Genomic DNA, 26,846 nt, shown 5'->3' with positions numbered 1-26,846 from the left:
TTATTTTACTCTTTTTTTACAGTAACCTAGAGAGGAGAGACACAAAAAAGAGCAGGATGTGTTTTGCTATGCATAAATGGAATGCGGTATGGATTTCGTTGCGATCGTACGTAAGCACGACTTTGCTGATCGCTCTCATGACCATGGTATTAAAACCGTTTGGTCTTGCTTTTGACTTGGTCAATATTGCTCTTATCTATTTACTCCCGGTTCTTTTCAATGCCGTCTTCGGGGGACTGCGTCCTGCTTTCTACGCGGCGATCCTGGGTGTCTTAGCCTTTGATTTCTTCTTCGTGCCTCCTGTACTGAGCTTTACCGTATCAGACTTGCGCTATCTGGTTTCATTTGGCGTCTATTTGGCGGTGGCAGCATTAACGGCCAGCCTAGCGGCCAAGCTGAAGCAGCAGGTCCTCTTTTCCAAGCAAAGGGAAGCTCACACAGCTGCGTTGTACGCGCTTAGCAAGCAGATGAGCGCGATCGCGGACATCCATTCCATGCTGGACAATTTTTCCCGACAAGTTTCGCAGACCCTTGACACAGAAATCGCGATCTATTTGGCGGATGACCAGAATACCCTGAAACTTGCCCATGAGTCTGCCGATCTTCCTGACTGCAGGCAAGAGAATACGGAAATGTCTATCGCAAAGCGAGTGTTTGAGCACGTCGAGACGGCCGGAATGGAAATTTCGCGTTTGAACGAATCTCCGGGTTATTTTATTCCGCTTCGGACCGAAGACCGCACATATGGTATCATCGCGCTCTATCCGAATGAAGCGCGAACCGGGATCACAACCGAGCAAAAGCGGCTCTTCGAGGCTCTCGGAGGCTTGGCGGCCAGCGCAATCGCTCGCCTCAGGCTGGCGGAGGAAGCCCGAATTGCTCATCTAACAGCAGAGTCGGAACGCCTTCGTACTGCAATTTTGGATTCGGTCTCCCATGAACTACGCACCCCTTTGGCAACCATCATCGGCTCGGCAACCGGTCTGATCGAGGGCGGGCATATTTTCTCTGCAGAGGATCGAATGGAGCTTCTTGTCACGATTCGTGACGACGCCCTTCGTATGAATCGCCTAGTGACGAATCTGCTCAGCATGGTGCAGCTGGAGAGCGGGATGCTGCGCCTCAGGAAAAACTGGTGCGATGTGGAGGACTTGATCGGCGTCACGTTATCTCAGGTCAAAGACTTTCAACAACATCGAAAGCTGCGCACCGAGTTGCCGGATGACGGGCCCATTATGGTCCTGGGTGACGAAGTATTGCTAGAGCAAATGTTGGTCAATGTCGTGAGCAATGCGATCAAATACAGTCCGGATTATAGTGAAATCGTCCTGTCAGTGAAAACCGGGGAAGCAGGCGTTGTCATCTCGGTCTCCGATACGGGGATTGGACTGAACGAGGACGAATACGATCGGATATTCGAAAAGTTTTACCGTTCAACCGCTGCGAAGCAAATAACCGGTACGGGATTGGGACTTGCCATATGCAAAGGAATCGTCGAGCTTCATGAAGGAACGATATCGGCGCAGCCGAAGGAACCGCGAGGGACCATTGTAACGATAACCCTTCCCTTAAACAAGCAAGACGACTTGCTTGCAGCAGCTGAAGAAAGGGGAACCACGAATCATGACCATGAATGAACATGGGGCTCGCATTTTGATCATCGATGATGAACCCCAAATTCGAAAGCTTCTGAAGGTAACCCTGCAAGCCCATCAATATGCCATCTACGAAGCCTCGACAGGAGAGGAGGGCCTCCAACAGGCATCCTTGATGTTGCCGGACTTGATCATACTTGATCTCGGGTTGCCGGGCATATCCGGCATGGAAGTGCTCGGCCGCATCCGGGAATGGTCAAATTCGCCGATCATTGTGCTGACGGCAAAAGACAGGGAGGAAGATAAAATCGTCGCGCTCGACAGCGGCGCCGATGATTATGTAACCAAGCCGTTCGGGATGGGAGAGCTCGTCGCTCGAATGCGTGTTGCGCTGCGGCACGTAGCCAAATCGTCGAATGAGCCCATCCTCCAGATCGGCGAGCTGACCATCGACCTGGCACAGCGAAGCGTGGAGTTGAAGGGAGAACGGATCAAGTTGACCCCAACAGAATACGATCTGTTGAAAATTCTCGCCTCCAACGCCGGGAAAGTAGTCACGCAGCGTCAGCTGCTCCAACAAGTATGGGGCAGCCACCACAATGAGACCGACAGCCATTATTTGCGGGTGTACATCGGACATCTACGCAAAAAACTCGAGGAAGACTCGACTCGGCCCAAGTTCATTCTGACGGAGCCGGGGATCGGCTATCGCTTCCTGTCCAGGGAGTAACAGAGTCGCTTACCTCGGCTACGTCCATCCTCCGTTCAAAAACGTAAGAACGGGACCTTCGTGTAGAAATATTGCCGTCTCCGTAAGTTTTTGTCCGATGCATCCGTTTTCGCGCACGAGAAAAGGCTAAAAATCAAAAATAGGCGTTGGATTCGGCTTTTACATTGTCTTGCAAAAAGCGTATGATCTCTATCAACAACTTCAAATTCATTTGAATCGCTGAATTCCCTAAGGGGAAACGGGGGAACCAACAGAAGCCATTAAATGGTTTCACGGGGTGAATTCCTTGTCTGCTTGGCACTTGGAAAGGGTACTCTCAAGCCCTAACCCGACAGCTAACCTCGTAAGCGCATTGAGAGAGAACCGTATCCGAGCTGCGTTTGTCTGATGGACTGACAACAGACTGCCCGAGAGCTTCGTTTCTCTGCTCTTCGGGCTTTTTGTCGTACCCAAAAAAACATTTAGGGAGAGTGGCAAGCATGTTACACGTGCAAGAAGCGGATCCACTGCCGGGTCTTGAATCGCCCGGTTTTCGGTATGAGGAGAGAATCCGTTCCATCGAAGTATTTCGCTTCGATCAAGAGTTGACCCGGCGTTTATTTTTCGAAAACGAAAAAGGTAGCGTGTGCGGATATCTGAAACTATCCGGCAACGGGTTTAGCGGTTGGGGAGAATACCGATTGCCTAATACGAAAAAACCGTTCGACCTCGTCGGATGGGCATCCGTATATATGAATCTGAAAGGTCTTAACATTGCCCAAGCCTTTCAATTGCTACAGGGTAAAGAAGAGAATTGGGGAAGGATTCGAAAAGAGTTGGCCGAATCGGCGTTGATGGACTTGTCATCCACTCTCGAGACCCCTTTTCTTTTGCCACATCACGGTGATTTTCCGATAAAACAACAATATATCATGGAACATGCCGAATCTTACGTCTCATTCTGATCTCGTAACGGAAAGGAGAAATGCATGGTGCAGGAGCTTGTAAATCAACTGAAAGAGGCCTACTTGCAATGATCGGTGAACATCCGCAGGAGGTGGAAGTAAGAGTCATTAAAAACCATATCGTGATCATTGCCAAAGGAACTCCAACAATTGAGCATTCCATCTCTGTCCATACCATACGCGGCAGAAGCATTCATCAGACGATAGTCGAAATGGATCGCGACCGATTGCAAGCGCTGTTGAAACCTAAAGTGGCTGCAATTGTCGGTTGCCGCGTCACTTCCATTCAATCCGACATTTGCATCGGCACCGGGGAAAAAATGGAGCTGATTCATCTGGATTGCGATATCGAGCACAAGTATATGCATGATTAGGTTTGAAGAGACGTTTTATTCCAAGGCCTGTCCGTCAGTTAAGTGGAACAGTATTCGAATTCATAATCGGGAGAGATAATGTTGTCATTATTGGTGATGAAATATGGCGGCAGTTCCGTAGGCGACGCCAAACGGATAAAGCGCGTTGCGCGTCGGATAGCGGACCGAAGGCAGGAAGGCCATCAGTGCGTCGTGGTGGTCTCCGCAATGGGAGATACGACGGACGATTTGATCGAGTTGTCCAAAGAAATCGCGGAGGCAACCCCTTCAGCGCGTGAAATGGACATGCTGCTCAGTACAGGAGAACAAGTTTCGGTTGCCCTGTTGTCGATGGCGCTGCACGCCCTGGGCGAACAAGCGGTCTCTTTAACCGGCTGGCAAGCCGGCATTCGTACAGAAGCCAACCACGGGAAGGCACGGATTATCGACATTCAGGCAGATCGAATAATGAATGCGCTATATCAGGGGCGCATTGTCATTATAGCCGGTTTCCAAGGAGTGACAGAGAATGGCGAGATTACGACGCTTGGACGCGGGGGCTCCGACACGACGGCTGTCGCGCTTGCAGCAGCGATCCGGGCAGATTTGTGCGAAATATACACGGATGTGGACGGTGTTTATTCAACCGATCCGCGCATCGTCAAGCAGGCCAGAAAACTGAAGGAAATCTCTTACGACGAAATGTTGGAAATGGCTCATCTCGGAGCGGCGGTTCTTCACCCCCGTGCGGTGGAATGTGCCAAACAAAATAAAGTGAAGTTGGTCGTTCGATCCAGCTTTACGAACCATGAAGGTACGCAAGTAAAGGAGGAAACGGATATGGAACAAGGAATCGTGGTTCGTGGCATCGCGTTCGACAAGCCTATTGCGCATGTAAGCTTATTGGATATGCCTACAAACCCAAGCCGACTCGCTGCGGTTTTTAATTCGCTTGCGAATGACGACATTGATGTCGATCTTATCGTTCAAGGCGGAATAAGGAATGGCAAGGCTGACCTGTCCTTTACCGTTAGCCTCGCCGATCTGGAGAAGGCAAAAAGTGTGCTTTATCACATCCAGGCAGATGTTGGTTTCAAAAACTTGGAAACCCACTCCGATTTGGTGAAAGTATCTATCGTCGGGGCGGGAAATGTCAGTTCCCCTGGTCTTGCAGCGACGATGTTTCATACCATTGCCGAAACCGGCGTTAGCATTTACACGGTCAGCACGTCTGAAATTAAAATTTCGTGCGTAATCGAAGGGAGAAGGCTCCATGAAGTTATTCGATCCCTGCATACCGTGTTTGGACTCGACGAGCACGAATATGTCTTTGTAACGGACGTAAGTAATGAATGAATGTTACTCAACGGAAAAACACGCTGTATCTTAGTTCAATTAACACTAGAAATTAGCGGTACATTCGAAAACCTAAACCACTTAGAAAGAGTAGCACCATTGGCAGTGAGTTTTACAAGAGTGTTTAAACCGGAAAATGAAAAACAATTTAAAAAAGTAAGCGATTGTTCTCGGTTAAGACCAATCGCTTACTGTTGTTTGTTAATGATCCCCAGGCTTCGTCGTCATCAGGCGATACAGTTTCGTGTTCCGCGGGAACTTGTCGGTAAACGGCACAAGGGAACTGCCTACCTTCATCAATCCATTCCCGGCGTCAACATTGGTAATATAGGAGAGTTGCAGGTCCGAAATATTGAGAAGCCCGGCAAGCTCCATCCGATCGGTGCTGGCCTGATTCAGCATGACGATAAATTCGCTGTTCGCCAGCATAGTCCGGGCCGTATGGCTTTGCAGCAAATCATCCACGTTTTGCGTAATTCCCGTACAAAAAGCGCCATACTTTCGGACGCGCTTCCAAAGCGTGAACAGAAAGTTGGCGCTGTATTCATGCTGAAACAAAAGATAGATTTCGTCAATAATGATAAACGTATTTTTGCCTTTAACCCGATTTTGTGTAATCCGATTCAGGATGCTGTCCAAAACAACAAGCATGCCAATCGGGAGGAGCTGTTTGCCCAAGTCGAGAATGTCGTAGCAGATGAGCCGGTTATGGACATTGACATTGGTCGGCTTGGCGAACGTATTCAAACTGCCAGAAGTAAAAAGTTCAATCGCAAGCGCGATGTCCTGCGCTTCCGGCTCCGATTGCTTGAGCAGCTCCGCGCGAAAGTCCTGAAGCGTCGGCGGCTGCCCCTTATAGTTGCTCTGCAAATACTTCCTGTACACGCTGGCGGTGCAGCGGTCAATGAGCGACTTTTCCTTCGCTCCCAGTTGATATTCGCCAATCAACTGCTCGCATAACGAGAGGACGAATTCCGATTTGAGAATGATCGGATTGGCTCCATCGCCATATTGACGATTCATATCCATCGCATTGATATGGTTGGGCGAAGTGGCGGATATATGAATCGTCTCGCCGCCCAATGCGTTCACCAGTGCGGAGTATTCCCGTTCCGGGTCGATCAAAATAATATCGTCGTCGCTGGCCAGCATCTGGTTGACGATTTCCCGTTTCGCGGTAAAGCTTTTGCCGGAACCGGATACGCCGAGGATAAAGCTGTTTCCGTTCAACAGTTGCTTGCGGTTGGCAATAATCATGTTTTTGCTGATCACATTTTGTCCGTAGTAAATGCCGCCCGGATGCACGATTTCCTGCGCCCGAAACGGAATAAAGACAGCCGTGCTTTCCGTCGTTAACGTCCGCAAAGCGTGAACCTTCCGCAAGCCGTAGGGGAGCACCGTATTCAGACCGTCCATTTGCTGGTAGGTAAGCGTGGAAAACTGGCACAAATGCTTGCGGGCGGTTGTGAGCAGCGCCTCCGTATCGCTGTCGAGCTGCTCCTTGCTGTCCGCGATATGGACCATCGTCAGCAGGCCGAACATCATCCGCTGGTCGCGGGTGGTCAAGTCGTTCAGAAATTCTTTGCTCTCCTTGCGTTGCTGCTCCATATCGTAAGGGACCACGGCAGAAAAATTGTTGTTCCGGTTTTGTCGCCGCTGCCAGTTGGTAATGTTTGTCTCCACGCCGAGCAAACGGCTCTCCACCTCACGAACGGCCTCGTCGGTCGGAATCGGGATGATATCCAGCGACAGCAGCAAATTCCGGTTCAGGTCGCAAAGCTCGGACACCATGCTGTCCTTAATATAGCTGGCGTATTCCCGCAGAAAGATGACGCGGCCAAAAAAGTGGCCCATCCGAAAATGATCTTTTTCAAACTCGAACGTATCCGGGCAAATGTAATCCTTGAAATCATGCCCCTTGCGCATTGTTTCGGACAGATGGAAACGAAAATCCGCTTCCTCGCCAATCCGAAAGAAATCATGGAAAATGCGCAGACGGTCGGTTGCATCCAGTTCGATACATTTGGAACCGAGACGGGAAAAATGCGACATCAATTCGGTTCCGACCCTCGCGAAGTATTGGCGGGCTTCCTCCACATTTTTCTTGGCGACAGAAATGGTAACGTACTTTTCCTGAATCGTTCCGTTCGCGCCGATGGCCTTTGCGAGCAACATCTCGTTGTACTCTTGCCGGTACACATCAAGATGGTCTTGCCGAAGCGGAATCAGAATCGAGCTTTCAAAATCGGTCCGATTCATACGCCGGTTATGGATCGTGATCTTCGTGGTCGCTCCGCTGTCAAGGGAATTGAGCAGCTCGGAATAAGACAAAAACATCGCTTCCTTGTCTTCCCTGGACGCTACGGCGTAGTTGATGTCCTCGAACCGATACGATTTGGAGAACTTGTTGCCGACAAAAAAAATCCCGTCCGGCCAAAGGGCGCGAATCGGGATGACTTGCTGAACGCCTTTCGGGATAACAAATCGTTCCTTGTCCTGCTTGATGATGCGTCTGAGCGTTTTAATCACGGCGCTTCATCCTTTCCTGCTCATGATACTGCATGCTCTTTTTCAGCGCTTCAACATAAATATTGGTCGAATAGAAGACGAATCGCCTTGGCAGCAGAAATTCCGACTTCACATACGCCCAAAGCAACTGCTCGGCCGTCATGCCGTGATAGTTGATGAAACCCAAGGCTGCGCAAGGCGCGGCCCCCATAATGCACATCCAACTGAGCGTTTCCAAACCAAAGCGTCCGCGCAGTCCAAAATAAAGGACGATCGCCACGCCGACAGCCAGCACAGAAAAAAAGAACTGCCGCAAGGACAGTCCAAAGAATAAGCTTTCCGTATAATCCCGGATTTCCCGGTTGATTTTCACTTCCATTTGAAGTCCTCCCATTAACGATGCTCGCTATGGTCTACAGCTCGGCCCCATCCTCCGATTTAACCGTTGTTGGCTCTGTCTTTTTCGATCTTGCCAACAACTCATCGCCGGATGGAAGGGGATCGGCCAAAAGCGCAAATACAAGCTGAGCGCCGTCTCTCATCCCCTGTAAATACAAGCGTTCATTCTCTAATGCCCTTGTGAAATGTTGTTTGTCCTCCCATTCCATAAACGCCGGCAACTGCGTCATCTCCACGCCGGAAAACATCGCTTGAAAAGCCGATCCCTCTTCATCGCGACATCTGCGCAACTCGGGATGGCGTTCGATCCGAGCTGAAACGTGGTCCAGCCGCCGCTGGATCGCATTTTGAAACCATAACGGAAACTCCATTGACATCCCCCTCCTTGTGCGAATGCGATCTAGCGCAGCTGATGCTCTCGTCCGGACTTCCTTTGAAGCCACTGGACGATCCATTCGTCCACCTTCCGGCTTTGAGCCTGAACCGCCTCATTCTCGAACAGAGGAATTCCCTGATCAAGAGATTTTTTCCCGAGTTCGTTCAACTTCCTTCTTTCCTCCTCCAATTGACCAAGCAAACGTGTCATCGGTCGGCCTCCCAGCGTCTTCATTAGATCGGCGTTCCTGGCTGTCTAAATGATAGAGTATCTCTACATTTTATTGCGAAAATCGGTTTATTTCATTTTAATGCGATATTCGCATTAAAACAATGATGCACTCACGTACAATTTTGCTTGTAATGTGAGGTGCATACAAATGAAACATCGAAAAGAACCGCCAGGCGACAAAAATATAATCGGCGTGAGAGTCGTTGCCATCCGCAAGGCAAAGGGGATGAAACAAAAGGAGTTTCTCGCCAGACTGCAAACGGCTGGTCTCGACATCAGTCCTACCAGTCTTTCGCGTCTGGAAGGGCAGTATCGGCTTGTCCAAGACTACGAAGTCGTTGCGATTGCCAAAGCGCTGGATGTTTCCGTCCGGGAATTGTTAGGCGAAGAATCGGAATGAAGCTACAGCCCCATCATCTCCCTCACCACCCGGTCCGCCATTTTGACCGTCCCCACGAGTACCAGCATGTTGAAAATCAACTCGCCAATGTACGTCCACACCATCGTAACCGCGCCTGCGCCTTCATCGACCGCCGGGGGAGCGGAGGCAAAGGCGGAGTAGATGATGCAGGCGAGTACGATAATCGCTCCCTCCAGACAAGCGGCTGCATACCCTTTGAGAAACGATTTGCCGATATTTTGGCTCGGCTCCCCGGCAAAGGCGGATAGCGGAACGGGAGCGATGGCCGTATATAAATAGATGCGAAAAAACCGTCCGTACACCGAGAGTATCATCACAAAAGACAACACCATGATGAACAGACTGCCCAAAAGGGAGACGACCCACAGCGGAATGCTTTGCCAAAAGCCGACGTCTTCAATCGCTTTTGCAATGGTGTTCGGCAAGGTCATGGCCTCCGTCTTTCCAAACCCGGAACGTCCCATCATCGTGGAGATGATTCCCTGAACAATGGTAAACAGCGCCATCATGAGCTCCAGCCCGTAGGTGACGACCGCTTTGGCCAGGACAAAGCGAATAAACAGCTTGACGGCCATCTCCGGCTTTTTCATTTCGGCGAAACTGCCGGTCGTTTTCACCACGCCAATCACAAAAAACAAGACCAGTAGCGCCAATCCCGTCGCCTGCAACGCGCCGTGAATGTCGGTAATGACGCGCCAAACGCCGCCGCCCTTGAAGTCGGCCGGCGACTCGGTGACAAGCTGCCAGATTTCGTTCATTTTCTCGTTCCACGTATCGAGCGCATGTTCGAGATTGTCAATAATCCAACTGTTTTTGGCCATATTCTCACCCCTTTTCTGTAGACGGGGAACGGACAAACCGTCCGTTCCCCTCATTTGCGACTCCCGTTTATCCGGCAATCAGGGTAAGAATTTCCTTCGTGAAAGTAATGATAATCCCGCCGGCGAGCGTCAGGAACCCGTTCGCTCGCTGGGAAGGATCGTGAGACTTGAGCGACAATCCGATCTGGACAATGCCGAAGCCGAGTATGATCATGCCGATGGCCCGGATTAAGCCGAATATGAAAGTGGACAAATTATTGACCGTCGTCATCGGATCGCCCTCGGCATAAGCGGTAGAGACGAATACGGTTCCCGTTAACATCAGCATGATGTACAGCGCCAGCAGCCGTTTCCTTTTGATTTTCAATTTCATCATTCCCTTCGTAAAAATAGCGACTCCATGTCTTCTTCCGATAGAAGCTCATACTCTCCGTTTTCATCAAGCGTCACGGTTCGCCAATCCAAAGCGTGTTCCGTGCCGCCATGCTGGAAGGGAGGACCTTTGCCATCCGTCGTGAGCGCGACATGGGGATGCCTGAGCAAATCGTATTTGTCGTCTTGAACAGGACGCTCGCCGCGAATAAAGAGCAGGGCATAGCGGTTATCGAGAAGCCGCACCTCATCGGGCGTAAGCAAGTCGCGGCCGGACAACTGATAGTTGATCGAATAACTGCCGCTGCGGCCCTTGCTTTGGCCGTATGTGTTCGTGTCGATCGTTTCCTTGCCTAGCAGCTCCGAGACGTATTTGTGGGTGGATTGTTCATTGCCGCCCAGGTACAAAAACACGTCGCAGTTCCCCACGATCGATTCCCACGACTCCTTATACAGCGCTTTGAGCTGCGCCAAATTTTGCAGGATGATGGAAACCGAAATCTCGCGGCTGCGCATGGTGGAGAGCAGCTTGTCGAATTCATCGGGCAAGGCAACGTTGGCGAATTCGTCCATCACGAAATGCACGTGCACCGGCAAGCGTCCGCCGTGCCGGTAGTCGGCCTCATACATCAGGCATTGGAAAAGCTGGGTGTAGAGCATCCCGACGATGAAGTTGAAACTGCTGTCGTTGTCGGGAATGACGGCAAACAGCGCCGTCTTCTTTTCTCCCATGACAGCCAATTCCATTTCATCGACCAGGCTCATCCCGGCGATCGAATGCAAGTTGAACTTCTCCAGCCGAACGCCGAGGCCGATCAAAATCGATTTGGCCGTTTTCCCCGCCGCCAGCTTGAAGATGTTGTACTGTTTGACCGCCAAATGCTCCGGGTCGCGCATGGCCAGCCGTTCAAACAACTCGTCCAGCGGACTCTGGTAGGTTTCGTCTTCTTCCCGCACTTCGGCTGCGGCGATCATCTCCATCACCATCGGAAAATTCTGTTCCTCCGGCGGCGCTTCATAAAGCAAATACAAAACGAGCGCCTCCAGCAACGCCGTTTCGGATCGTTCCCAGAACGGGTCGTTCGTGTTGCTGCCTTTCGGCGTCGTATTGCGAATCAGGTTCGTGACCAGTTTCAATACGTCCTTGTCGTCCTTCAAATAGGCGAAAGGGTTATAGCCATGAGAACGATGGGGATTGATCAGGTCGAGCACCTTGATGTCATATCCTTTGGCCTTGAGCAGATGGCCGGTATCCCGCAAGATTTCGCCTTTAGGGTCGAGAACGACGAACGACGTGTGCGCCTGCATGACGTTCGGTTTGGCATAAAACCTTGTTTTGCCGGATCCGGAACCGCCTACGACAAGCACATTCAAGTTTCTCCGGTGCTTGCGACCGTCCAGACCGATGCACACCTGCTTGGTTAAAATTTTGTTTTGTTTCGACTCTTTACTGCTATATTTGGCGCATATGGTTTTCGCCCGGCCCCAACGGGCGCTGCCATGCTCCTCCCGTCGTCGATAGTTTCGCGGGGAGGCCAGATAGACGCCGACGCCGAGTCCATAGGCCAGCGTAAAAAAGAGCAGACAGCGCGGCGTATCGTCCACCCATCGGATGTCAAAGGGGCGGTGGATCGCCACGCTGAGATGCTCCACCATCGCCGGAAGCCCGCTGGAAAGAGAAGGGGCGGTGAGCAATGCCGCCCAAACGACGGGAATCAAAAAAATCGCAAAGAGTATCAAATGACTCCTTGCGGTTTCAACGCGCCTCATGATGGCTCCGGCGTTTATGTTTTTGATAAGGAGCGTCAATTGTTTTGAGCAACAGATCATCGACGGCATCGGTGGGGCGCTTCTCGCCGATCAAATCGTTTCGCAGCGCATTCAGCGCATGCACCACAATGCCATGCTCGTAATGATCCAAACATAAAATCCGTTCTTCTTCCTTCACAGGCGCTCCCTCCCTAAGCAAAATAGAACTTGACGGCGCTTACCTTGCCGGTTCCGTCCGTAGTTGTTGCCGCTGCTGCGCCAGCATCCGGTTCATCCTGCGGGCCATGTCGTGTGCGGCATCCTTCATCACCGTCAGTTCGGCGCGAACTTGCTGCGGCTCGATGTCCTTCAACTTCTCCTGCATACGATGGAAGCGAAAGGAAGACGTGTCCACGCCGAACTGTTTGCACAGCATGTAAGAGGCGCAATATGCATGGAACGTAAAATCGGAACGGCTGTATCGGCCATCGCCGCGATCCAGTTCCGCATGCGCCAGCTCCTGCGCGAGCGACCGGAAAATATCCCCGGCATCCAGGCCGCGGCGGATGACAATATTTCTCGTGTCCGGCTGGTATAGTGCATGCATTTCCGGCGGCAGCGCATCGTTAATGACGATCGGGACGGGGGCGCGATCCACCAGCGCTTTGATACGCATCCGGTCGTCCGGGTAAGTCGGCTGTTCCCTCTTTTGGCTGGCCGTCGTTTGTGCGATGTCGAACATCTTTTTGGGGTTATAGCTAATGCCGGTGCTGCCGTCTTCCCTCCGGTACTCCTCACCCGGCTCCAAAATGTAAAAGCCGGTTTCCTTGCGACGAATAAATACGCCTTGTTCTTTCCATGTATCAAAATCGGCGATGCGGGTCGCCTCCGGCCGCTGCGCGAGAATCAGAAGCGCATTGGATACGCTGTAGCGATCGAAACGGCTCTGCACATCCAGATAACGCTGAAACTCATCGCCGCTTTGCGCAATGGAGGATGTCGCGGCATCAATCGTCTCATAAGTCCATTGCCTAAGTTCCTGCTTTTTTTGTGCCCAGGCTTCCTTGTCAAACGGTTGCTCGGACGGATTCGTGGATGATCGACTGGCTGCATCCTGACGGAATAAATCGTCCAGATTGTTCATTTGGCTTTCCCTCGCTTTCGAGATCCGTTGGATTTGGTTTTCCCCGTCTTCGCTTTACCGGCATTTCGCTCGCTTCGTTGGGTCAGCGACGGTTCCTTGACCAACTGACGCCGCTCTTTCTCCGCTCTCCTATTTTCTTCCCGAATCTCGCGCAGCAGTTCACGGATCGATGGCCACCGCTGCACGGTCTCGGCTTTCTGTTCAATCGTACCCCTTGCGGATGCTTCGCTGCGCCCGGAGGTAGGCTCGAACGGATGGGGCGGCTCCGTCGTCGCCATCGTGGGGTTTGGGTTGCCGTTCGCCGGGGAAGTTGGCTGCGCCGATTCGGGCCTCTGCATCAGTTCGTCCAAAAAATCGTTGGTGCTCTTCTCCGCAGAAGTTCCCTTGACCGCCGCTCTTTGTTCCTCCATCTGCTGACGGGTTTGGTCCGGTGCTTGTTGCCGGTGTTGCCCGGATGTTGATTGGTCCTGCTGATTCCCGGCGCGGGATTTCTCAATTTCGCTTTTAATGCTGGCCGTATCCACGGTCGCCAGTTTGAAGCGCTCGACAATGCGATTGATTTTGGACGCGTCCTCGGCCCGTACCATCACGTCGCATAACCCATCGACATTCTTTTTGTCCCGCAGGGCACAGTACAGGACGCCGTAACGTTTGGCCTCCTTGCAGAACGTGGGCAAGTCTTCGTTTTTGACGGCAAATACTTTCAATTCCTTGCCGCTGCGAAGCAAGCTTTCCAGACGGATGCTGCCCTTCGTCCGCTTCTGCCCTTGCAGGGCGGCAAACAAATAGGCGGCCAGATGCTTAGCGCCTTCACCGGAAATCTTGGCCATTACCTCGATACCCCGCAGACTCATGTTGACGACCTGATCGGCCGCCTCGGCTCCACTGCTCATGGATGGAATCCTCCCTTCGTAATGGTTGATTTTGCTTGTCGCCATGTAGTTTAGTCATCATTTCACCGGATCGGGCAAGGATGCCCGCACACAGCTTCACCTCCTTTCGGAGCGTGGCAAGCCGCTTGGATAGTACGGCTATTTGCTCTTTGTAAGCGACGATCTGGCTTTTCTCCTTGCAGCGGCGGAGGCGGTTGTATAGCGCTTTGCGTTCGCCGTAAAGCGAGCGCATCTCTTGCCGGGTGACAGATACATAGTCCAAAAGCTGATCCTTGCTGGAAATACGGTGCTGACAGAGCAGCTTGGTCTGCGCGGTAATAACCGCCAAATGCCGCAAGTCTTCACGCAATAAAAAATGCGTCCTTCTCACGGACGCGCGAAAATGAGGCAATATGCCCATCTCATATAAATAGCGCAGGTACAATGCTTGCAAGCCGCTGAACTTCCTGCCGGATCGAAGCGTTCCTTTGCAAACGGCGCGCCTGCTTCGTGGCATTGACAAAGGCTGTGGTTTACGGGGAATGCGGTTTCGCAAAATCCGCTTTTTCAGAGCATCTTCCGTATAGTCGTCCCCCAAGCTGCGCAAACGAACGAAACGTTCCTTTCCGGGTGGACGCACCGCCATATGCTTCACGGTCGTTTTCACTTCATAACCCTGCTTCTGCAAAGCAGCGATAAACTGGGTCCACGTCATGGATGCCGCAATCGCCTGATCCACATCGGTCCGAATCAATCCTCGCCAAGTCGGCTTGCCTTCCTGATCCGCTTTCCATTCTCCGTAGTGCTTGGCCTTGCCCGGCTCGGGCTGCTCAATTACTGACAATGCATGTTCCCGGCATAACCGGTCGGATGTTCTCCGCAGAAGTGCGTAGGAGGCTTTGTTGTCGTAATACCGTCTGCCGTCTATAAAGGAAACGGAGTTGAGCACGAAGTGATTGTGCAAATGCTCCTTGTCCAGATGGGTCGATACCACGACTTCAAAGCGATCTCCCCATAGCTCCTGCGCCAGCTTGACGCCGATGGCATGCGCGATCTCCGGCGTAGCTTCGCCCGGCGCAAACGCCTGATACCCGTGAAAAGCCACAATGCCTTCCGTCTTTTGAAACTGCCGCTTGGTGCGCTGCATTTGCTCGTATGCAGTGAGCGGGTCGCAATTGATGCCGCTCACATAAAGCTGCCTTTCCGTTTTGGCATCCGCTTTTGCATATTCCAGCACCTGCCGCAAACCTTCATTCTTCTCGGCGCGATCTTGCGCTGTTTTGTCGGGATTGGTGGCGTAATCAATCACGCGCTTCAATCGGTCGGTGACATCCCATATTGCCGTCGTCGCCATATGTGACGCCCCCTTTACGGCGGATGCACATTTGGAGTCGCTTGCTCGGTTCTTCGTTCCGGCGCAGTCACGGCCTGTTGAATCTGTTGGACGGCGCGGCGCAACTGATCGGCCTCCCGCTGAAAAGTGGCCCGATCCAGATGGCCTGTCGCATGTGCTTTCGCCGCCAGTTGATTAAGATTGTTGCCAATGGCGTGAAGCTGGCGCATCATCGCGTAATAATCCGGTGGCGGCAGCGCCTTCGGGATATAGCCATTGATCAAGGAACGGAGATAACCTTCCCGTGAAAGTCCGGATTTTTTCGCATTGGTTTGGAGTCTTGCGTCTTCTTCATTGTTCACCCATACCTGAATGCGAATCCCTCGTTTTCTCATCGCTTTCGCTTCTTTCTTCAAAAGAATGGTCTTAATAAAAATGCTAAATGGCTTCTGCCGTCTCTGAAAAATACCGTTCATTGTTGCAACCTTTATTCTTGAAAAACAGCGTGTTGTTTAGATGTGGGGTATTAGGGGCCTGCCCCTAACAAGCCGAATTTGGGAGACCAAATTCAGTGCTTGCTGCAACGCAAGACATTCGTCTCGCGCTGCCATCAATCCACCTGCCGGGAACAAGAGAGGACCCCAAAAACACAAAAAGACGCCGATTCGCTCCGGCGTCTTCCGCAATACTTTTTTATTATCGCACCAACCAGCGGTAATCCTGGCGGCAGTCTACAATGAAATCGACATACACGATTTCATCCTGAATCTGATACAACACCAGATACCACTTATCCACGAACATCTTGTGATACTTGTTTGACGGGATAAATTCCGCTTCGAGAAAAGGATAACGTTCCGGCATTTGCGCTAAGGAACGTATCGCATGCAGCAATTCGTTTTTCGTTTTCCGCGCCGCATCCGGACTTTTCTCCGCAAGAAATCGCACATGAACCGCCAGCATTTGGCGGGCGCGATCGGAAACGACGATCTTATAACGGGGCATCTTTTCCATGTTGGACCTCGTCAATAATGCCCTCCAGGTAAGCGTCCAGTTCATCCGGCGTCACACCAGCACGGCCAGCCAAACGATCCTCTTGCACAGCGAGCAGTTCTTCGCGCAGCTTTAACATCTTCTCGCGACGGGAGAACGTCTCAATGTCCATCACGACGAGATCGCCTTCACCGTTCTTGGTCAGATAAACCGGTTCCCCGGAAGATTTGCATAGATCGGCGATTTCATTATAGTTTTGCCGGATACTGGCGGAAGGTTTGATAATCATCTTGGTCACTCCTTGCATAGCTGTATATTGATTTTATTATACCTATTACATGCTATACAATCAATGCGGTTGCGCTTATCCTCAACCTATTCACATTTTATCCACATGCTGTGAAAAATTTCGCAACCCCAAAAAGACATTGACCGTTCAGCGTCTACCGCTATCGGGATGGTTCACCGCGTCTTCGCCGGAATTCCATCAATTCGTTGTTTACATCCTTTCCGAACTTAGGCGGCTCATCAAATATAAGAAGAGTGGGGGAGAAGAGCCTCTTTATCGTGGCTGCCGCCAATCGCCCCGGTTCATCATTGTCCAGGTGCAGGACAAGTCGATTCACCTGGGGAAAGCACTGCAAGTAATGCGTTAAAGCAGCCGGAGGAGTAGAGTCCTCCCCATTTGTTTTGGGCCTACATATTCCGGCTAATGAAAGCTTATGCGCCTGCCGCCAATTCCGGCCAACGAGATGTTCCAGCGTACAATAAGACAAAAGATCAATAGCGCTCTCAAACAGATGCAATTCCGTACTGTTTTCCGAGGCCGGAATAGAAAACGAATACCGCTTGTCGCTGCCAGCAGCTTCCCCCATATAGCGGGTGCTTGTCGTACCGCGTATCGCCGCATAGCGCGGCGTCCCATCTTGGTCAAAACCGACGAATACCGCGTTGTGGTAACGGCGGCTTTCATACAACCTTCCCGTTTCCAGACAGTAGTCGATCAACGTGCGATGGATACCACGTTTGCTGAGATAGGCCATGACGCGATGCGATGTACGATTCGGTTCGGGAAGCTCAAACCGCGCTGGAGAAGAGCGTTGTTGCAAAAATTGCGAAAATGCAGGTGCGCTGCCCGGATGAACGCCTTCAATTTGCAGCACCGCATTGGGAAAAGACATGCCCCGCACTTTGATCAAATAGTCCAGCGCCGAACGTCCGCCGATCCCCCTTGACCACCAGTACCATTTTCCGTTGGAAATTTTCAAGCTGTCATGTGTCCGGGTGGTGTAGACATTGCGGGAGCAACGTACCAGTTCCGCAGGCTCGTACATTTGCAAATATGTGAGCAGATCCAGTCTTTTGGCACGTTCGATCTGTTCCTTGTTTACGTAGCTCATTGCCGTAGCTCCTTTTGGAAATCCAAGCAGCGTCCGATGGGTATATTGTTCATCGTGCCTTACCCCGCTTTTTGGGGTACAGATAAGCTCTGCCTTCCTTCAACTTCGTAACGCCATTCTTTTTCATGAATGCGTCTAAATCGCCTTCATAAACTTGATTGGTCACCCCGTTTGAGTCGCGGATGTAATAATACGTGTCGCCAAATCCGTTCTTCTCTTTGGATATCAACTCCAATGATGGCACGGTTTCTCCCTCCTCGATCAAGCCGGTTCCGTAACAAAAAGGCGGCAGAATCGGACAAAAGCATCCGCCGGTTGGGATGGCATACAACATGTTCATTCCTCCGGAAATGAGAAAAGGACCCCAAAACCGGAGTCCAATTCATCATGTGATTTATAACTTTAACAAGTGAGCTATCTTCGACCTGTGAAATGCTCGCACCGATACCATGTTCTTTTCCGTAATGGTCAGCATGAAGTTCCCTTTCAGGGGTAGGAACGGCGGTGTCAGACCGTTATCGCTCACGGCCCACCACTCGCCGTTCGGGCGCTTCCGGTTCTTCGTCCGGAACGCTGTCCACGGCTTCATTCTCCCGCTTATCCATATTAAGCAGGGCATTCAGTTCCGCGAGTCGCGCCGATTTCGTTAGCAGCTCCTGTTCTTTCTCGAAAGGAGCTTCGACTTGTTCCTTCGCTGTTTCCATCTGCTGGAGCAGCGTGGAGAGTTGCTGGCGGCTATGTTCCAGTTTGGCTGGCAAATCCGCCAACATATTGTTCAACCGGGTGATGTTGCCGCCTGCATCCATCCCTAGCGAGACGGTATGGCCCAATGCGCCGCGCAGGGTCGCCTTGTATTCTTTATGGAAGCTGTCAAAGGATAACCATAGGGAAAAACCGAGATAACTGCCCGCCTCCTGCGGCTCGGATGAAGTCATTCCCTTGCACGCCTCCAGCAAGGCCGCGCCTGCTGCCGCTCTCTCCGTGTAGGTAAAATCCTTAATGACCATACCTGGGAACTTGGATTCATCCGTTCCCTCCGGCATAGCCGATTTGGAACGCAGATATAGAGCGACATCCTGTTCATACCCGGCAATTCGATCTTCTGTAGATTTGACTTGTTGCGGCAATACTTTCAGCAACCGATCCTCCAATGCGTAGCGTTGGCTCAAGTGATTAGCCTTGAGCAGCTTAAGCTTGGAAACCTGGATATCCAGGTCCATCTTCTCTTTGATATACGGATTACCGGTTGCCAGCGCCTTGACTTCGGCATAAGAAAGGGCTGCTTCATCGATATCCTCAGCAGAACGTACCGGCGATTTACTGGTCATGATTTGCGAGATAAAGCGCTGCTTATTCTCCAGCGTCTGATACAAATAAGCGTCGAACGTGTTCTCCGTCACATACCGAAAAATGTGTACCTCGCTATTCTCATTGCCTTGCCGGATAATGCGTCCGCTTCGCTGCTCCAGGTCGCGCGGGCGCCAAGGGCAATCGAGATCATGAAGCGCAATCAGCTTCGTTTGTACATTCGTTCCCGCGCCCATTTTGAATGTCGATCCAAGCAGTATCCGAACCTGTCCGCTGCGTACTTTGGCGAACAATTCCTTTTTCTTGATCTCGGTATTAGCGTCGTGAATAAAGGCGATTTCGTCAGCCGGGACACCTTTCTCCATCAGCTTGCGCCGCAGCTCGTCGTACACATTGAAGGTACCATCCTGTTTCGGAATGGACAAATCGCAAAACACCAACTGGGTCAACCGCGTCTCCTGATGTTCCTCCCAATACCGGAAGACATTGTCCGCGCAGGCGCTGACTTTGCTGCCTTCGTCGTCGGGAAGCAGGGGATTAGCCAGCCGCTGATCGAGCGCCAGTTTGCGTCCGTCATTGGTGATCGTCAGCATATTGTCCTCATGCGGCTCTACTTCCTTCGCCCGCACCCGCTCGGCGCGGCGGGCAAGATCCGCGACCATATCGCGCTGAAAGTCGCTCGGCGGCACGGCCACATTATGGAAGTGGGCTTTCGGCACGGGAAGCTGGAGCATGTCAGCCGTCTGGATATCGGCCACTTCTTTGAACATATTCATCAGTTCCGGCAAATTGTAAAAACGGGCAAACCGGGTTTTCGCCCGATAGCCCGTTCCTTCCGGAGCCAATTCGATGGCGGTGACGGTTTCCCCGAACGTGGACGCCCAGGCGTCGAAATGCTGCAATCCTTGCCGCTTGAGCCGCTCGTATTGCAAATAGCGCTGCATCGTATACATCTCAGTGATGGAGTTGGAGATCGGCGTACCCGTCGCAAAGATGATACCCCGGCCTCCGGTCAGTTCGTCCAGATAGCGGCATTTGGCAAACATGTCCGACGACTTCTGCGCTTCGGTTTGCGACAGTCCGGCCACATTGCGCATTTTCGTGTAAAGAAACAGGTTTTTGTACGAATCGGCTTCGTCCACGAATAGCCGGTCTACGCCCAGTTCCTCAAAGGTGACGACATCATCCTTCCGGCTGGTGTCGTTCAGCTTCTCCAGCTTGGTTTGTAGCGTCTTTTTCGTTTTTTCAAGCTGCTTGATCGCATAGCGTTCGCCTCTGGCTTCCTTGAGTTCCCGGATGCCGCTTGTAATCTCCGAAATCTGTTCGTACAGTTGCTGCCGCTGCCGCTCCGTCGAAATCGGAATTTTCTCAAACTGCGAATGGCCAATGATGATCGCATCATAATCGCCGGTGGCAATCCGCGCGCAAAACGTTTTGCGGTTTTTCGTTTCAAAGTCCTTCTTGGTCGCCACCAGAATATTCGCCGACGGATATAGCTGCAAAAACTCCGCCGCCCACTGTTCGGTCAGATGGTTCGGAACGACCAGCATGCTCTTGTTGCACAGCCCCAAATGCTTGCTCTCCATCGCCGCGGCGGTCATCGCGAAGGTTTTACCTGCACCGACACAATGCGCGAAAAGGGAGTTGCCGCCGTACAGCGCCCGGGCAACCGCATTGACCTGGTGCTGGCGGAGCCGGATTTCCGGGTTCATCCCGGTGAATCGGATATGACTGCCGTCGTACTCGCGAGGACGGATGGCATTGAACCGGTCATTGTACAGCCTTGTCAGCCGTTCACGCCGCTGCGGATCTCGCCATATCCAGTCGCGGAACGCTTCTTTCATCATCTCCTGCTTTTGCTGAGCGATGGCCGTTTCCTGCTTGTTCAGCACACGCTTTTCCACGCCGTCCTCATACACAGTGTCAAATACGCGCACGTCCCGCAAATTCAGCGTATCTTCAAGAATTTTATACGCATTAACGCGGTTGGTGCCGTACGTGACGTTCGCCTTGATATTGTTGCTGCGGTCATCGCTTTTGCCTTTGACGTTCCAGGCAGCCGTATATTCGGAATACATGACATTGATGTAGGTCTGGTACATCGGCGGCGTGTCCACCAGTTCAAACAGAAATTGCCGAATGTCTTCCGGCGGGAGCCAGGTTGCGCCCAAGCGGACATCGATTTCGGCGGCGTCCAGGTCTTTCGGCTGCACCGCTTCAAGCGCTTTGACGTTTTCGCCGTAACGTTCGGCATCGTATGCGGCAAACTGTCTGGCCACCCGCAGCTTCTCCCGCACATTGCCGGACAAGTACGCATCCGCCGTTTCGTAGATCGGCTTCCCTTCCTCATCCAAATTTTCGGGATTGGGAAAGATGACGCCGCGCAGCTCTTTTATCAATTGTTCTTCCGTCCAGCCGGTTAGCTCCGCCATATACGGCAGATCGACACGGGCTTTTGCGCCGATGGAAACGGCCAGCGCCTCCGAAGCGGTATCCACCTGTTCCACGCGGATGCGCTGCCGGATGGTGCGTTTGGTGAACATATCCGCCTTGCGCAGCAACCGCCCTTCCTCGTCGATGATTTCCAGCGAGCAAAGAAGAAAGTAAGAACTGTCGTCCGAAAAAGCAAGGCTGTTGGCGCGGCTGTTGATCAGGCCGTATTGCGCCGTAAACCGATCATACTGCGTATTCAGCTTGCGCTGTTGCTGCTCTATCATCTCATCGCTGTAGTCTTCGGTTTGATACTCGATCAGCTCGCGCACGGTGTCCCGCAGCAGAATCATTCCCTTGATGCGGCCTGACGCCGTAGCCGAAGTGTCCACGCGCCGCATCCGGCTGTTCTCCCGATAGTAGATTTGTCCATCCACCAACGCAAAGCTGAAATTGCGCACAGTCGGATCAGCAGGGAGAGAAGGGTCTTCTTCCTCCGGCTGGTCTTCCCGTTCCAGCTCCACCCATTCGGCATGGATGCCCGACAACGCTTCGCGCAGCAGCTCATCCAGATTGGCGTCCGGGAATGGCTTGCAGGACGTTTCCTGCCGGTTGCCGTACATCCGGTCGTCAAAAACCATGGTGCCGAGCACCATATCGGGATGTTCTGCGAAATAGCGATTCACCGGAACACCGTCCGCTGTCTCGGAAAGGGATAGCCATGCTTCGGTTTGCTCGCTGACGGCGACCATGCGATCCCGTTTCTGCAAAAAGATAATGTCGGCGGTTACTTCGGTTCCGGCATTGGCCAGAAACGCATTGCTCGGCAGACGCACCGCTCCGAGCAATTCGGCGCGTTCCGCAATATATTTGCGAACCGCCGGGTTCTGCTTGTCCATCGTGCCTTTGGACGTAATAAAGGCGATGATGCCGCCCGGACGCACTTTGTCCAGTGTCTTAGCGAAAAAGTAATCATGGATGAGAAACTTGTGTTTGTCGTAACGTTTATCCGCCACGCCATAACCGCCGAACGGCACGTTCCCGATGGCGAGATCAAAGAAGCTGTCCGGCAAATTCGTCTGTTCATAGCCGCTGACCGCAATCGACGCCTGCGGGTATAGCTGCCGGGCAATACGGCCGGTAATGCTGTCCAGTTCCACGCCAAACAGCCGCGAGCCTTGGAACGACTCCGGCACCAGTCCGAAGAAATTGCCGATGCCGCAGGACGGCTCCAAAATATTGCCGCTGCGAAAGCCCATCGATTCTAGACAGTCGTACATCGCCTTGATGACGGACGCAGACGTATAATGGGCATTCAGCGTTGACGCGCGAGCGGATGCATATTCCTCCGGCTCCAGCACATTTTTCAGTTCCGCATATTCGGCTGCCCATTGCGTGTTCGCTTCGTCAAATGCCTGCGGAATGCCGCCCCATCCGACATAGCGAGCCAGCACCGCCTGCTCTTCCGCTGTCGCTTGCCGCTGCTCCTGCTCCAGCTTGTTCAGCAGCCGAATCGCTTCCATGTTCCATTTGAACTTCGTTTTTGCGCCGCCATGCCCCAGCTCATCATCCGTAATCCGGTAGTTGACAGCCGGGACAGACGGACGGGCTGGCGCGGTGCGGCCGGCCGCACCATCAGAGGAAAGGGAAGTGTCTGGCTGCGATACGGTTTCTGGCCCCTCCGTCACCGGCTCTTCCGGTAAAACCGCATCTTCCGCCGTTTCCCATGCCGTTTCGCCAATCCATTCCGGCTCCTGCTCTCCGGTAATCAGATGATCGTTCAGCGGGTTTTCGCGCAGCATCCGCTCAAAATCCCGGCGATTTACCTCTTTGATGAAGAGCGGGAACTGCCGGTCTTGCAGCACCACCGTTCGCTGCGCCAGTTCAACAATTTCATATTCGTCCGCACCAATCCAGACCATACTGCCAGTATCAAAACCGTAGCGCGCTCGTTCCCGGTTCACCGGCGTTTGTTCCGGTTCCACCTGTGCGTCTCGTGGGGAAAGCCCCGACGATGCATCCGACTGAGGCACATCGTTCCTGGCCATTTCCGCCGCCTGCTGTCTCCGCTTTTCCTCCTGTTCCTCTGCAAAAGCGGGCAATCGCTCGGCTTCCTGCCGGTTCAAGTAACGACCCGCTGCCAGCAGTTCGCCGATACGTTTCTGCACGTTCATCCACGGCAGCACCACCTGCGTATCCGGGTTCATGATGGAGCCGCGGGTCAGCGTGATGCCTTTGCTGTCATAATTCATGTGAATATCCGTGCCGATCAGCGCGGGAAGACGCCCGCCGGTTCCGTATTCCTGTTTCAGGAAATCGGCGTTCTCCTGTGCGGACAGCGACTGCTGGAAATGCAGCGCGATGCGATACTTGCCGTTCTCAAAACCGCTGCCGTTTTGCAAAATGGCGTCAATGACCGCTTGCGGCATGAAAAAAGCGGAGGCTTTTGCGTCCTCCGCTTGTTCCATCCACAGCGTCTGTTGCTCGATGGACGGTTCCAACTTTCGCGTCAAGTCAAATTCGTTCAACAGTATCATGCTGGCGATATGCCCGGCGATGACGCCCCAATCGTAAAAGCTTTGCGCCGTGCGTTCCTCCGCCGTCCCTGTCCACAGATGCAAAACGTTTCGGTACGGTTCAAATCCTGCTCGTACGCCTTCATCCAGCGTCAGTTCGGTGATGCCTGACGGAAACAAACCGCGCACATACAACATGCGCTCGCGCTCGTCTTCATGGGCAAGGAAAAATGCTGCGATGTCCGACTTGCTCTCCCGCAGCGGCGCGGCTCGGAGCATGTCATTAATGAGGGCATGGTCGTGAAAAAACGGAAGACTTCGGTCCTCCGTTTCCCGGTCGTACCATTTTAATGATAAATCAGTTCCGCGAGAATCAGTTCCTCCGCCTGCTGCTTCAGGTTGTTCATGTGTCCCGTCCAGGCCAGCGGATCGCTCGCCTTGTCCGGCGCCGGGTGAGACGCGAGCAGCTCCTGCATCGTCCGGTCGATCTGCTCCCGCGCTGTCCGGTCGACTTCCGCCAGATGTTGGTTCAACTGCCCCGACAACATCAGATGGGCGTACATGCCCTTCCGCTCGGTTTTCAGGAACGTCTTGCGCATCATCCCGTACTTCCCGATGGTCGTCTCCGCTTCGCTCAGCGTCAGGTTGGGCAGCAGATAATCCCCTTGCGGCGAGTACGTCAGTTCCATGTTCATCCTTCCTTTCTTGTCGAGTAGCTTCATTGTGCGGCAAGGAATCGGGTCTTGCAAGGGTATGAAACGATTGCCCCTCATTTGCATGTTGTGCATCCCGACGCAGTGCTCGGACGGTCGATTCCACTTCCCGTAGCATCATCTCGGACACATCGCTGATCGCTGCGCCCAAGTGGGATAATGCTGGAAGCGTATTGAAATAACCAATGGAAGACAAATCCTCGGTGCTAATGTAAAGTTCGGGATTCAACTCGCAGCGGGTTAAGGCCATATAAGCGACGGCTTTTTCAGACGCTTGTTTGAACAACAATTCCACATGCGGAACGTCCAGGTCCTCAAGCAAACTGTTCTCCCGCTCTTTCATCAACTCCGCCACATAATCGGCGCTGTTGTCATCCACCGCATTCCGCGCAGCAGCGAGCAACGCGGCAGGCAGATCCGCACGCCGTTCGCTCTCGTCCGGCGCTCCGAACGCATTTTCCAGCGTTTCGATCACATGAGCCGTGTCGCTGTCCTGCAACCGCCAAAGCGACACCTGCGGCTGGCGTCTGCTTTGGGTATCCGATACGTCAAACACATGGCGCAGGCCCAGGTGGTTGCCTCGGTCTTCAATCAGGGCAATCCCTTTTGCGCCGCGTTTCACCCAGCGATCCAGCCGCTTGTTCCAGACGTCAATCGGCGCGCAGGCCGTTGCGTCCGGACGTTGGGCGTAGATCAACAGTTGATCCTGAAACGGATATTTATAGTTCCAGGCCGCCGTCCGCAAAAAATCCGCCCACCGCTCAGGCTGATTCGTTACCGTGCGAGCCGTGCCGGCAGCCAGTTCGACGATGCGCTGCAACTTGGCTGTCACGAGAGCACCTCCCTTACCGAAACGTTATTTGATTGGTGAGGCGAATGCCTTCCTCCGAATAACGGGCCGTAATCCGAATGAGTCCAATAAGTTGCAGGCGATGCAGATTTCGGCGGACAGTGGAAGGAGAGAGACCCACCTCCAAAGCCAGCTTTTTGCCGGACAACAAGACGCAGCCGTGCCGCCCGCCCGCGCGGTCCATCAGGTAGCTGTACAATAGCTTTGCTGCAGGAGGGACCTTCGCTTTGGCCAGCAGTTGATACCGGGTAAGATCATTCATAAACTTCCTCCTCGGCAGACGCTAACGCTCCGGCGACCGTTCCGACAAACGATCCGGCCGGATGTAGCAGTACAGATAGAAATTGTAGTCTCCCGCATGCGGGAAACAACGCAGGTAGTACCGATGGCGCTCTGTTTGAAAACAAAAGCCGTATACGCCGGAATGCCACGCCCCCGATAATCGGGCCTCCGGATGCGACAGGCAAAAACGGTGCATCTGGCTGCGGCTTTGAAGAAGTCCCTGCTCCGTCAATGCCCGCACAACCGCATCCAGTTCCGCCCGGAAAGCCGGCGTTTTTAGCGCTGGCAAATGCTCGAACCAGTTTGCCCAGAATGTCTCGCCGCTGCTGCCAAAATAACCGCGCAGGTGCCCGATGCAACCCCGTTCCGTATCCTTCTTTATCGAAGCGGAATAAAAATAGGCCGCATCCTCCGACACGGCCGTTTGCAGTCTTTCCAGCATATTCTTTTCCTCCCGGCTGGTAGGTGTTCGCTCTAGGTTGCGACACACATAGAAGGGGAAAGTCCGATATCTGCCACAAGCCGACGGGAGGAAAGCGGCTGTTTTTTCCGCCCGCCAAATTCAGTAAATAGCAGTACACCAACTTGGCCGCAAGCGGAAGCGAGGCTCCGTCCAGCAGCCGATAACGAGTGAGATCGTTCATTGCGTCCTCCTATCGTTGCGTTTCCGTTTTTTTCTTCTGTGCGGCAGGCGTGGAAGGCGCTTGCTGTTGCTGCTCCACCAAGCGCTCCGGCCGGGCATAGCAGTACAAGTAAAAGTTGTAATCCCCGGCAAAGGGAAAGCAGCGCAAATAGTAGCGGAGATCCTGCGTTTGCATGCAAAACCCGTATACATCCGTGCTCCAAGCACCGCCGATGCGCGCCTCCGGGTGCTCGCTGCAAAATCGTAACATATGCTTGCGGCTTTTCAGCACCTTCTGATCGCCGATAGCTTGAAAGACCTTACCCAATTCTTCTTTAAAAGCAGTCGTTTCAAAGGGAGAGCGCCGGGGAAACCAGGTTACCCAGAACTCCTCGCCCGACCGCCCAAAATCGCCGCGCAGGTGGCCGATGCAGCCACGTTCGATCTCCTCTGCGGCAGAAGCGGAATAAAAATAAGCCGTATCCTCTGGCGCGGCACTTTGCAGCTTTTCCAACATGTTTATCCCTC

The 26,846-nt window shown here is 52.8% G+C and carries 28 protein-coding genes and 1 riboswitch; of the genes, 7 read left to right on the top strand and 21 right to left on the bottom strand.

Going from position 1 to position 26,846, the window contains the following annotated elements; genetic code table 11:
• Window positions 1-68 precede the first annotated feature (68 nt).
• The 5 genes from JD108_RS03595 (at window position 69) to JD108_RS03575 (ending at window position 4,978) form a co-directional block, all read left to right on the top strand.
• A complete protein-coding gene (locus tag JD108_RS03595) occupies window positions 69-1,637 on the top strand; it encodes an ATP-binding protein (RefSeq protein WP_120117236.1) in 1,569 nt (522 codons plus the stop codon).
• The gene (locus tag JD108_RS03590) at window positions 1,624-2,325 is read left to right on the top strand and encodes a response regulator (RefSeq protein WP_120460066.1); all 702 of its coding nucleotides are present in this window, start codon (window positions 1,624-1,626) and stop codon (window positions 2,323-2,325) included. Before JD108_RS03595 ends, JD108_RS03590 begins: the two co-directional genes overlap by 14 nt.
• 207 nt (window positions 2,326-2,532) lie before the next feature.
• A riboswitch (cyclic di-AMP (ydaO/yuaA leader) is annotated at window positions 2,533-2,691 on the top strand.
• Window positions 2,692-2,804: 113 nt separating this feature from the next.
• The gene (locus JD108_RS03585) at window positions 2,805-3,269 is read left to right on the top strand and encodes a hypothetical protein (RefSeq protein ID WP_061575815.1); all 465 of its coding nucleotides are present in this window, start codon (window positions 2,805-2,807) and stop codon (window positions 3,267-3,269) included.
• A gap of 68 nt (window positions 3,270-3,337) precedes the next feature.
• Complete coding sequence (locus tag JD108_RS03580; RefSeq protein WP_161655355.1) at window positions 3,338-3,643, top strand: Na-translocating system protein MpsC family protein; 306 nt, start codon at window positions 3,338-3,340, stop codon at window positions 3,641-3,643.
• A gap of 81 nt (window positions 3,644-3,724) precedes the next feature.
• Window positions 3,725-4,978: an aspartate kinase gene (locus tag JD108_RS03575; RefSeq protein ID WP_198829973.1), complete on the top strand. Its 1,254-nt coding sequence runs from the start codon at window positions 3,725-3,727 to the stop codon at window positions 4,976-4,978.
• A gap of 201 nt (window positions 4,979-5,179) precedes the next feature.
• Here the strand turns inward: JD108_RS03575 and JD108_RS03570 are convergent, their stop codons facing one another.
• From JD108_RS03570 to JD108_RS03555, 4 genes are read right to left on the bottom strand one after another with little or no spacing between them, the layout of a single operon-like run.
• Window positions 5,180-7,507, bottom strand: a complete 2,328-nt coding sequence (locus tag JD108_RS03570; RefSeq protein WP_198828583.1) for a VirB4-like conjugal transfer ATPase, CD1110 family — start codon at window positions 7,505-7,507, stop codon at window positions 5,180-5,182.
• Window positions 7,500-7,865, bottom strand: coding sequence for a PrgI family protein (locus JD108_RS03565; RefSeq protein WP_198828582.1), 366 nt, complete (start codon window positions 7,863-7,865; stop codon window positions 7,500-7,502). Before JD108_RS03565 ends, JD108_RS03570 begins: the two co-directional genes overlap by 8 nt.
• A 34-nt stretch (window positions 7,866-7,899) precedes the next feature.
• Complete coding sequence (locus tag JD108_RS03560; protein WP_144871737.1) at window positions 7,900-8,256, bottom strand: hypothetical protein; 357 nt, start codon at window positions 8,254-8,256, stop codon at window positions 7,900-7,902.
• A gap of 29 nt (window positions 8,257-8,285) precedes the next feature.
• The gene (locus JD108_RS03555) at window positions 8,286-8,471 is read right to left on the bottom strand and encodes an aspartyl-phosphate phosphatase Spo0E family protein (RefSeq protein ID WP_127486765.1); all 186 of its coding nucleotides are present in this window, start codon (window positions 8,469-8,471) and stop codon (window positions 8,286-8,288) included.
• A gap of 169 nt (window positions 8,472-8,640) precedes the next feature.
• Here JD108_RS03555 and JD108_RS03550 point away from each other — a divergent pair, with 169 nt between their 5' ends.
• Window positions 8,641-8,892: a helix-turn-helix domain-containing protein gene (locus JD108_RS03550; protein WP_054819090.1), complete on the top strand. Its 252-nt coding sequence runs from the start codon at window positions 8,641-8,643 to the stop codon at window positions 8,890-8,892.
• A gap of 2 nt (window positions 8,893-8,894) precedes the next feature.
• Here the strand turns inward: JD108_RS03550 and JD108_RS03545 are convergent, their stop codons facing one another.
• The 14 genes from JD108_RS03545 to JD108_RS22235 form a co-directional block, all read right to left on the bottom strand.
• Complete coding sequence (locus JD108_RS03545) at window positions 8,895-9,734, bottom strand: VirB6/TrbL-like conjugal transfer protein, CD1112 family (RefSeq protein WP_198828581.1); 840 nt, start codon at window positions 9,732-9,734, stop codon at window positions 8,895-8,897.
• Window positions 9,735-9,801: 67 nt separating this feature from the next.
• A complete protein-coding gene (locus JD108_RS03540) occupies window positions 9,802-10,107 on the bottom strand; it encodes a glutamyl-tRNA amidotransferase (protein ID WP_144871767.1) in 306 nt (101 codons plus the stop codon).
• The gene (locus JD108_RS03535; protein ID WP_228728292.1) at window positions 10,107-11,846 is read right to left on the bottom strand and encodes a VirD4-like conjugal transfer protein, CD1115 family; all 1,740 of its coding nucleotides are present in this window, start codon (window positions 11,844-11,846) and stop codon (window positions 10,107-10,109) included. Before JD108_RS03535 ends, JD108_RS03540 begins: the two co-directional genes overlap by 1 nt.
• A gap of 16 nt (window positions 11,847-11,862) precedes the next feature.
• On the bottom strand, window positions 11,863-12,054 hold the full coding sequence (locus JD108_RS03530; RefSeq protein ID WP_054819089.1) for a hypothetical protein: 192 nt from the start codon (window positions 12,052-12,054) through the stop codon (window positions 11,863-11,865).
• A gap of 39 nt (window positions 12,055-12,093) precedes the next feature.
• Complete coding sequence (locus JD108_RS03525; protein WP_144933642.1) at window positions 12,094-12,999, bottom strand: ArdC-like ssDNA-binding domain-containing protein; 906 nt, start codon at window positions 12,997-12,999, stop codon at window positions 12,094-12,096.
• On the bottom strand, window positions 12,996-13,892 hold the full coding sequence (locus JD108_RS03520; protein WP_144878494.1) for a PcfB family protein: 897 nt from the start codon (window positions 13,890-13,892) through the stop codon (window positions 12,996-12,998). The genes JD108_RS03525 and JD108_RS03520 overlap by 4 nt, the downstream gene beginning before the upstream one ends.
• The gene (locus JD108_RS03515) at window positions 13,810-15,225 is read right to left on the bottom strand and encodes a relaxase/mobilization nuclease domain-containing protein (RefSeq protein WP_144878495.1); all 1,416 of its coding nucleotides are present in this window, start codon (window positions 15,223-15,225) and stop codon (window positions 13,810-13,812) included. The genes JD108_RS03520 and JD108_RS03515 overlap by 83 nt, the downstream gene beginning before the upstream one ends.
• Window positions 15,226-15,239: 14 nt before the next feature.
• Window positions 15,240-15,599: a plasmid mobilization protein gene (locus JD108_RS03510; protein ID WP_054819116.1), complete on the bottom strand. Its 360-nt coding sequence runs from the start codon at window positions 15,597-15,599 to the stop codon at window positions 15,240-15,242.
• 301 nt (window positions 15,600-15,900) lie between these two features.
• A complete protein-coding gene (locus tag JD108_RS03505) occupies window positions 15,901-16,218 on the bottom strand; it encodes a type II toxin-antitoxin system RelE/ParE family toxin (RefSeq protein WP_054819088.1) in 318 nt (105 codons plus the stop codon).
• Entirely contained in the window at window positions 16,196-16,486 is a 291-nt protein-coding gene (locus tag JD108_RS03500) for a type II toxin-antitoxin system Phd/YefM family antitoxin (RefSeq protein ID WP_127486748.1), read from the bottom strand. The genes JD108_RS03505 and JD108_RS03500 overlap by 23 nt, the downstream gene beginning before the upstream one ends.
• 160 nt (window positions 16,487-16,646) lie before the next feature.
• A complete protein-coding gene (locus tag JD108_RS03495) occupies window positions 16,647-17,597 on the bottom strand; it encodes a DUF3991 and TOPRIM domain-containing protein (protein WP_144871755.1) in 951 nt (316 codons plus the stop codon).
• A gap of 49 nt (window positions 17,598-17,646) precedes the next feature.
• Window positions 17,647-17,931, bottom strand: coding sequence for a hypothetical protein (locus JD108_RS03490; protein ID WP_144871757.1), 285 nt, complete (start codon window positions 17,929-17,931; stop codon window positions 17,647-17,649).
• A 181-nt stretch (window positions 17,932-18,112) separates the two neighbouring features.
• Window positions 18,113-20,617, bottom strand: coding sequence for a DEAD/DEAH box helicase family protein (locus JD108_RS22240; protein ID WP_228728400.1), 2,505 nt, complete (start codon window positions 20,615-20,617; stop codon window positions 18,113-18,115).
• Between the two features lie 3,581 nt (window positions 20,618-24,198).
• Window positions 24,199-24,540: a TnpV protein gene (locus JD108_RS22235; protein ID WP_227872724.1), complete on the bottom strand. Its 342-nt coding sequence runs from the start codon at window positions 24,538-24,540 to the stop codon at window positions 24,199-24,201.
• Between the two features lie 298 nt (window positions 24,541-24,838).
• Between JD108_RS22235 and JD108_RS22230 the strand changes: the two genes are divergently transcribed.
• Window positions 24,839-25,435 carry a hypothetical protein gene (locus tag JD108_RS22230; protein WP_174719587.1) on the top strand — a complete coding sequence of 199 codons (597 nt, stop codon included), beginning with the start codon at window positions 24,839-24,841 and terminating at the stop codon, window positions 25,433-25,435.
• Here JD108_RS22230 and JD108_RS03480 read toward each other — a convergent pair.
• The 3 genes from JD108_RS03480 to JD108_RS03470 all read right to left on the bottom strand — a co-directional run bounded on the left by JD108_RS03480 (window position 25,410) and on the right by JD108_RS03470 (window position 26,835).
• The gene (locus JD108_RS03480; protein WP_124331901.1) at window positions 25,410-25,676 is read right to left on the bottom strand and encodes a helix-turn-helix domain-containing protein; all 267 of its coding nucleotides are present in this window, start codon (window positions 25,674-25,676) and stop codon (window positions 25,410-25,412) included. The genes JD108_RS22230 and JD108_RS03480 overlap by 26 nt on opposite strands.
• A 21-nt stretch (window positions 25,677-25,697) precedes the next feature.
• The gene (locus JD108_RS03475; protein WP_080835134.1) at window positions 25,698-26,138 is read right to left on the bottom strand and encodes a hypothetical protein; all 441 of its coding nucleotides are present in this window, start codon (window positions 26,136-26,138) and stop codon (window positions 25,698-25,700) included.
• 211 nt (window positions 26,139-26,349) lie between these two features.
• Window positions 26,350-26,835, bottom strand: coding sequence for a hypothetical protein (locus JD108_RS03470; protein WP_198828577.1), 486 nt, complete (start codon window positions 26,833-26,835; stop codon window positions 26,350-26,352).
• Window positions 26,836-26,846 lie beyond the last annotated feature (11 nt).

It is taken from the genome of Brevibacillus composti (assembly GCF_016406105.1).
Lineage (GTDB): Bacteria > Bacillota > Bacilli > Brevibacillales > Brevibacillaceae > Brevibacillus > Brevibacillus composti.
This window is presented reverse-complemented; position numbering and strand designations above follow the sequence as displayed.

Coding starts and splice junctions, on each gene's coding strand:
- JD108_RS03515 (WP_144878495.1), bottom strand. CDS start 15,225: ATGGCGACGACGGCAATATGGGATGTCACCGACCGATTGAAGCGCGTG.
- JD108_RS03475 (WP_080835134.1), bottom strand. CDS start 26,138: ATGCTGGAAAGACTGCAAACGGCCGTGTCGGAGGATGCGGCCTATTTT.
- JD108_RS03555 (WP_127486765.1), bottom strand. CDS start 8,471: ATGACACGTTTGCTTGGTCAATTGGAGGAGGAAAGAAGGAAGTTGAAC.
- JD108_RS03560 (WP_144871737.1), bottom strand. CDS start 8,256: ATGGAGTTTCCGTTATGGTTTCAAAATGCGATCCAGCGGCGGCTGGAC.
- JD108_RS03565 (WP_198828582.1), bottom strand. CDS start 7,865: ATGGAAGTGAAAATCAACCGGGAAATCCGGGATTATACGGAAAGCTTA.
- JD108_RS03500 (WP_127486748.1), bottom strand. CDS start 16,486: ATGATTATCAAACCTTCCGCCAGTATCCGGCAAAACTATAATGAAATC.
- JD108_RS03480 (WP_124331901.1), bottom strand. CDS start 25,676: ATGAATGATCTTACCCGGTATCAACTGCTGGCCAAAGCGAAGGTCCCT.
- JD108_RS03590 (WP_120460066.1), top strand. CDS start 1,624: ATGACCATGAATGAACATGGGGCTCGCATTTTGATCATCGATGATGAA.
- JD108_RS22240 (WP_228728400.1), bottom strand. CDS start 20,617: ATGAACCCGGAAATCCGGCTCCGCCAGCACCAGGTCAATGCGGTTGCC.
- JD108_RS22235 (WP_227872724.1), bottom strand. CDS start 24,540: ATGGAACTGACGTACTCGCCGCAAGGGGATTATCTGCTGCCCAACCTG.
- JD108_RS03495 (WP_144871755.1), bottom strand. CDS start 17,597: ATGAGCTACGTAAACAAGGAACAGATCGAACGTGCCAAAAGACTGGAT.
- JD108_RS03505 (WP_054819088.1), bottom strand. CDS start 16,218: ATGGAAAAGATGCCCCGTTATAAGATCGTCGTTTCCGATCGCGCCCGC.
- JD108_RS03470 (WP_198828577.1), bottom strand. CDS start 26,835: ATGTTGGAAAAGCTGCAAAGTGCCGCGCCAGAGGATACGGCTTATTTT.
- JD108_RS03595 (WP_120117236.1), top strand. CDS start 69: ATGCATAAATGGAATGCGGTATGGATTTCGTTGCGATCGTACGTAAGC.
- JD108_RS03585 (WP_061575815.1), top strand. CDS start 2,805: ATGTTACACGTGCAAGAAGCGGATCCACTGCCGGGTCTTGAATCGCCC.
- JD108_RS03525 (WP_144933642.1), bottom strand. CDS start 12,999: ATGAACAATCTGGACGATTTATTCCGTCAGGATGCAGCCAGTCGATCA.
- JD108_RS03490 (WP_144871757.1), bottom strand. CDS start 17,931: ATGTTGTATGCCATCCCAACCGGCGGATGCTTTTGTCCGATTCTGCCG.
- JD108_RS03580 (WP_161655355.1), top strand. CDS start 3,338: ATGATCGGTGAACATCCGCAGGAGGTGGAAGTAAGAGTCATTAAAAAC.
- JD108_RS03550 (WP_054819090.1), top strand. CDS start 8,641: ATGAAACATCGAAAAGAACCGCCAGGCGACAAAAATATAATCGGCGTG.
- JD108_RS03540 (WP_144871767.1), bottom strand. CDS start 10,107: ATGAAATTGAAAATCAAAAGGAAACGGCTGCTGGCGCTGTACATCATG.
- JD108_RS03545 (WP_198828581.1), bottom strand. CDS start 9,734: ATGGCCAAAAACAGTTGGATTATTGACAATCTCGAACATGCGCTCGAT.
- JD108_RS03520 (WP_144878494.1), bottom strand. CDS start 13,892: ATGAGCAGTGGAGCCGAGGCGGCCGATCAGGTCGTCAACATGAGTCTG.
- JD108_RS03510 (WP_054819116.1), bottom strand. CDS start 15,599: ATGAGAAAACGAGGGATTCGCATTCAGGTATGGGTGAACAATGAAGAA.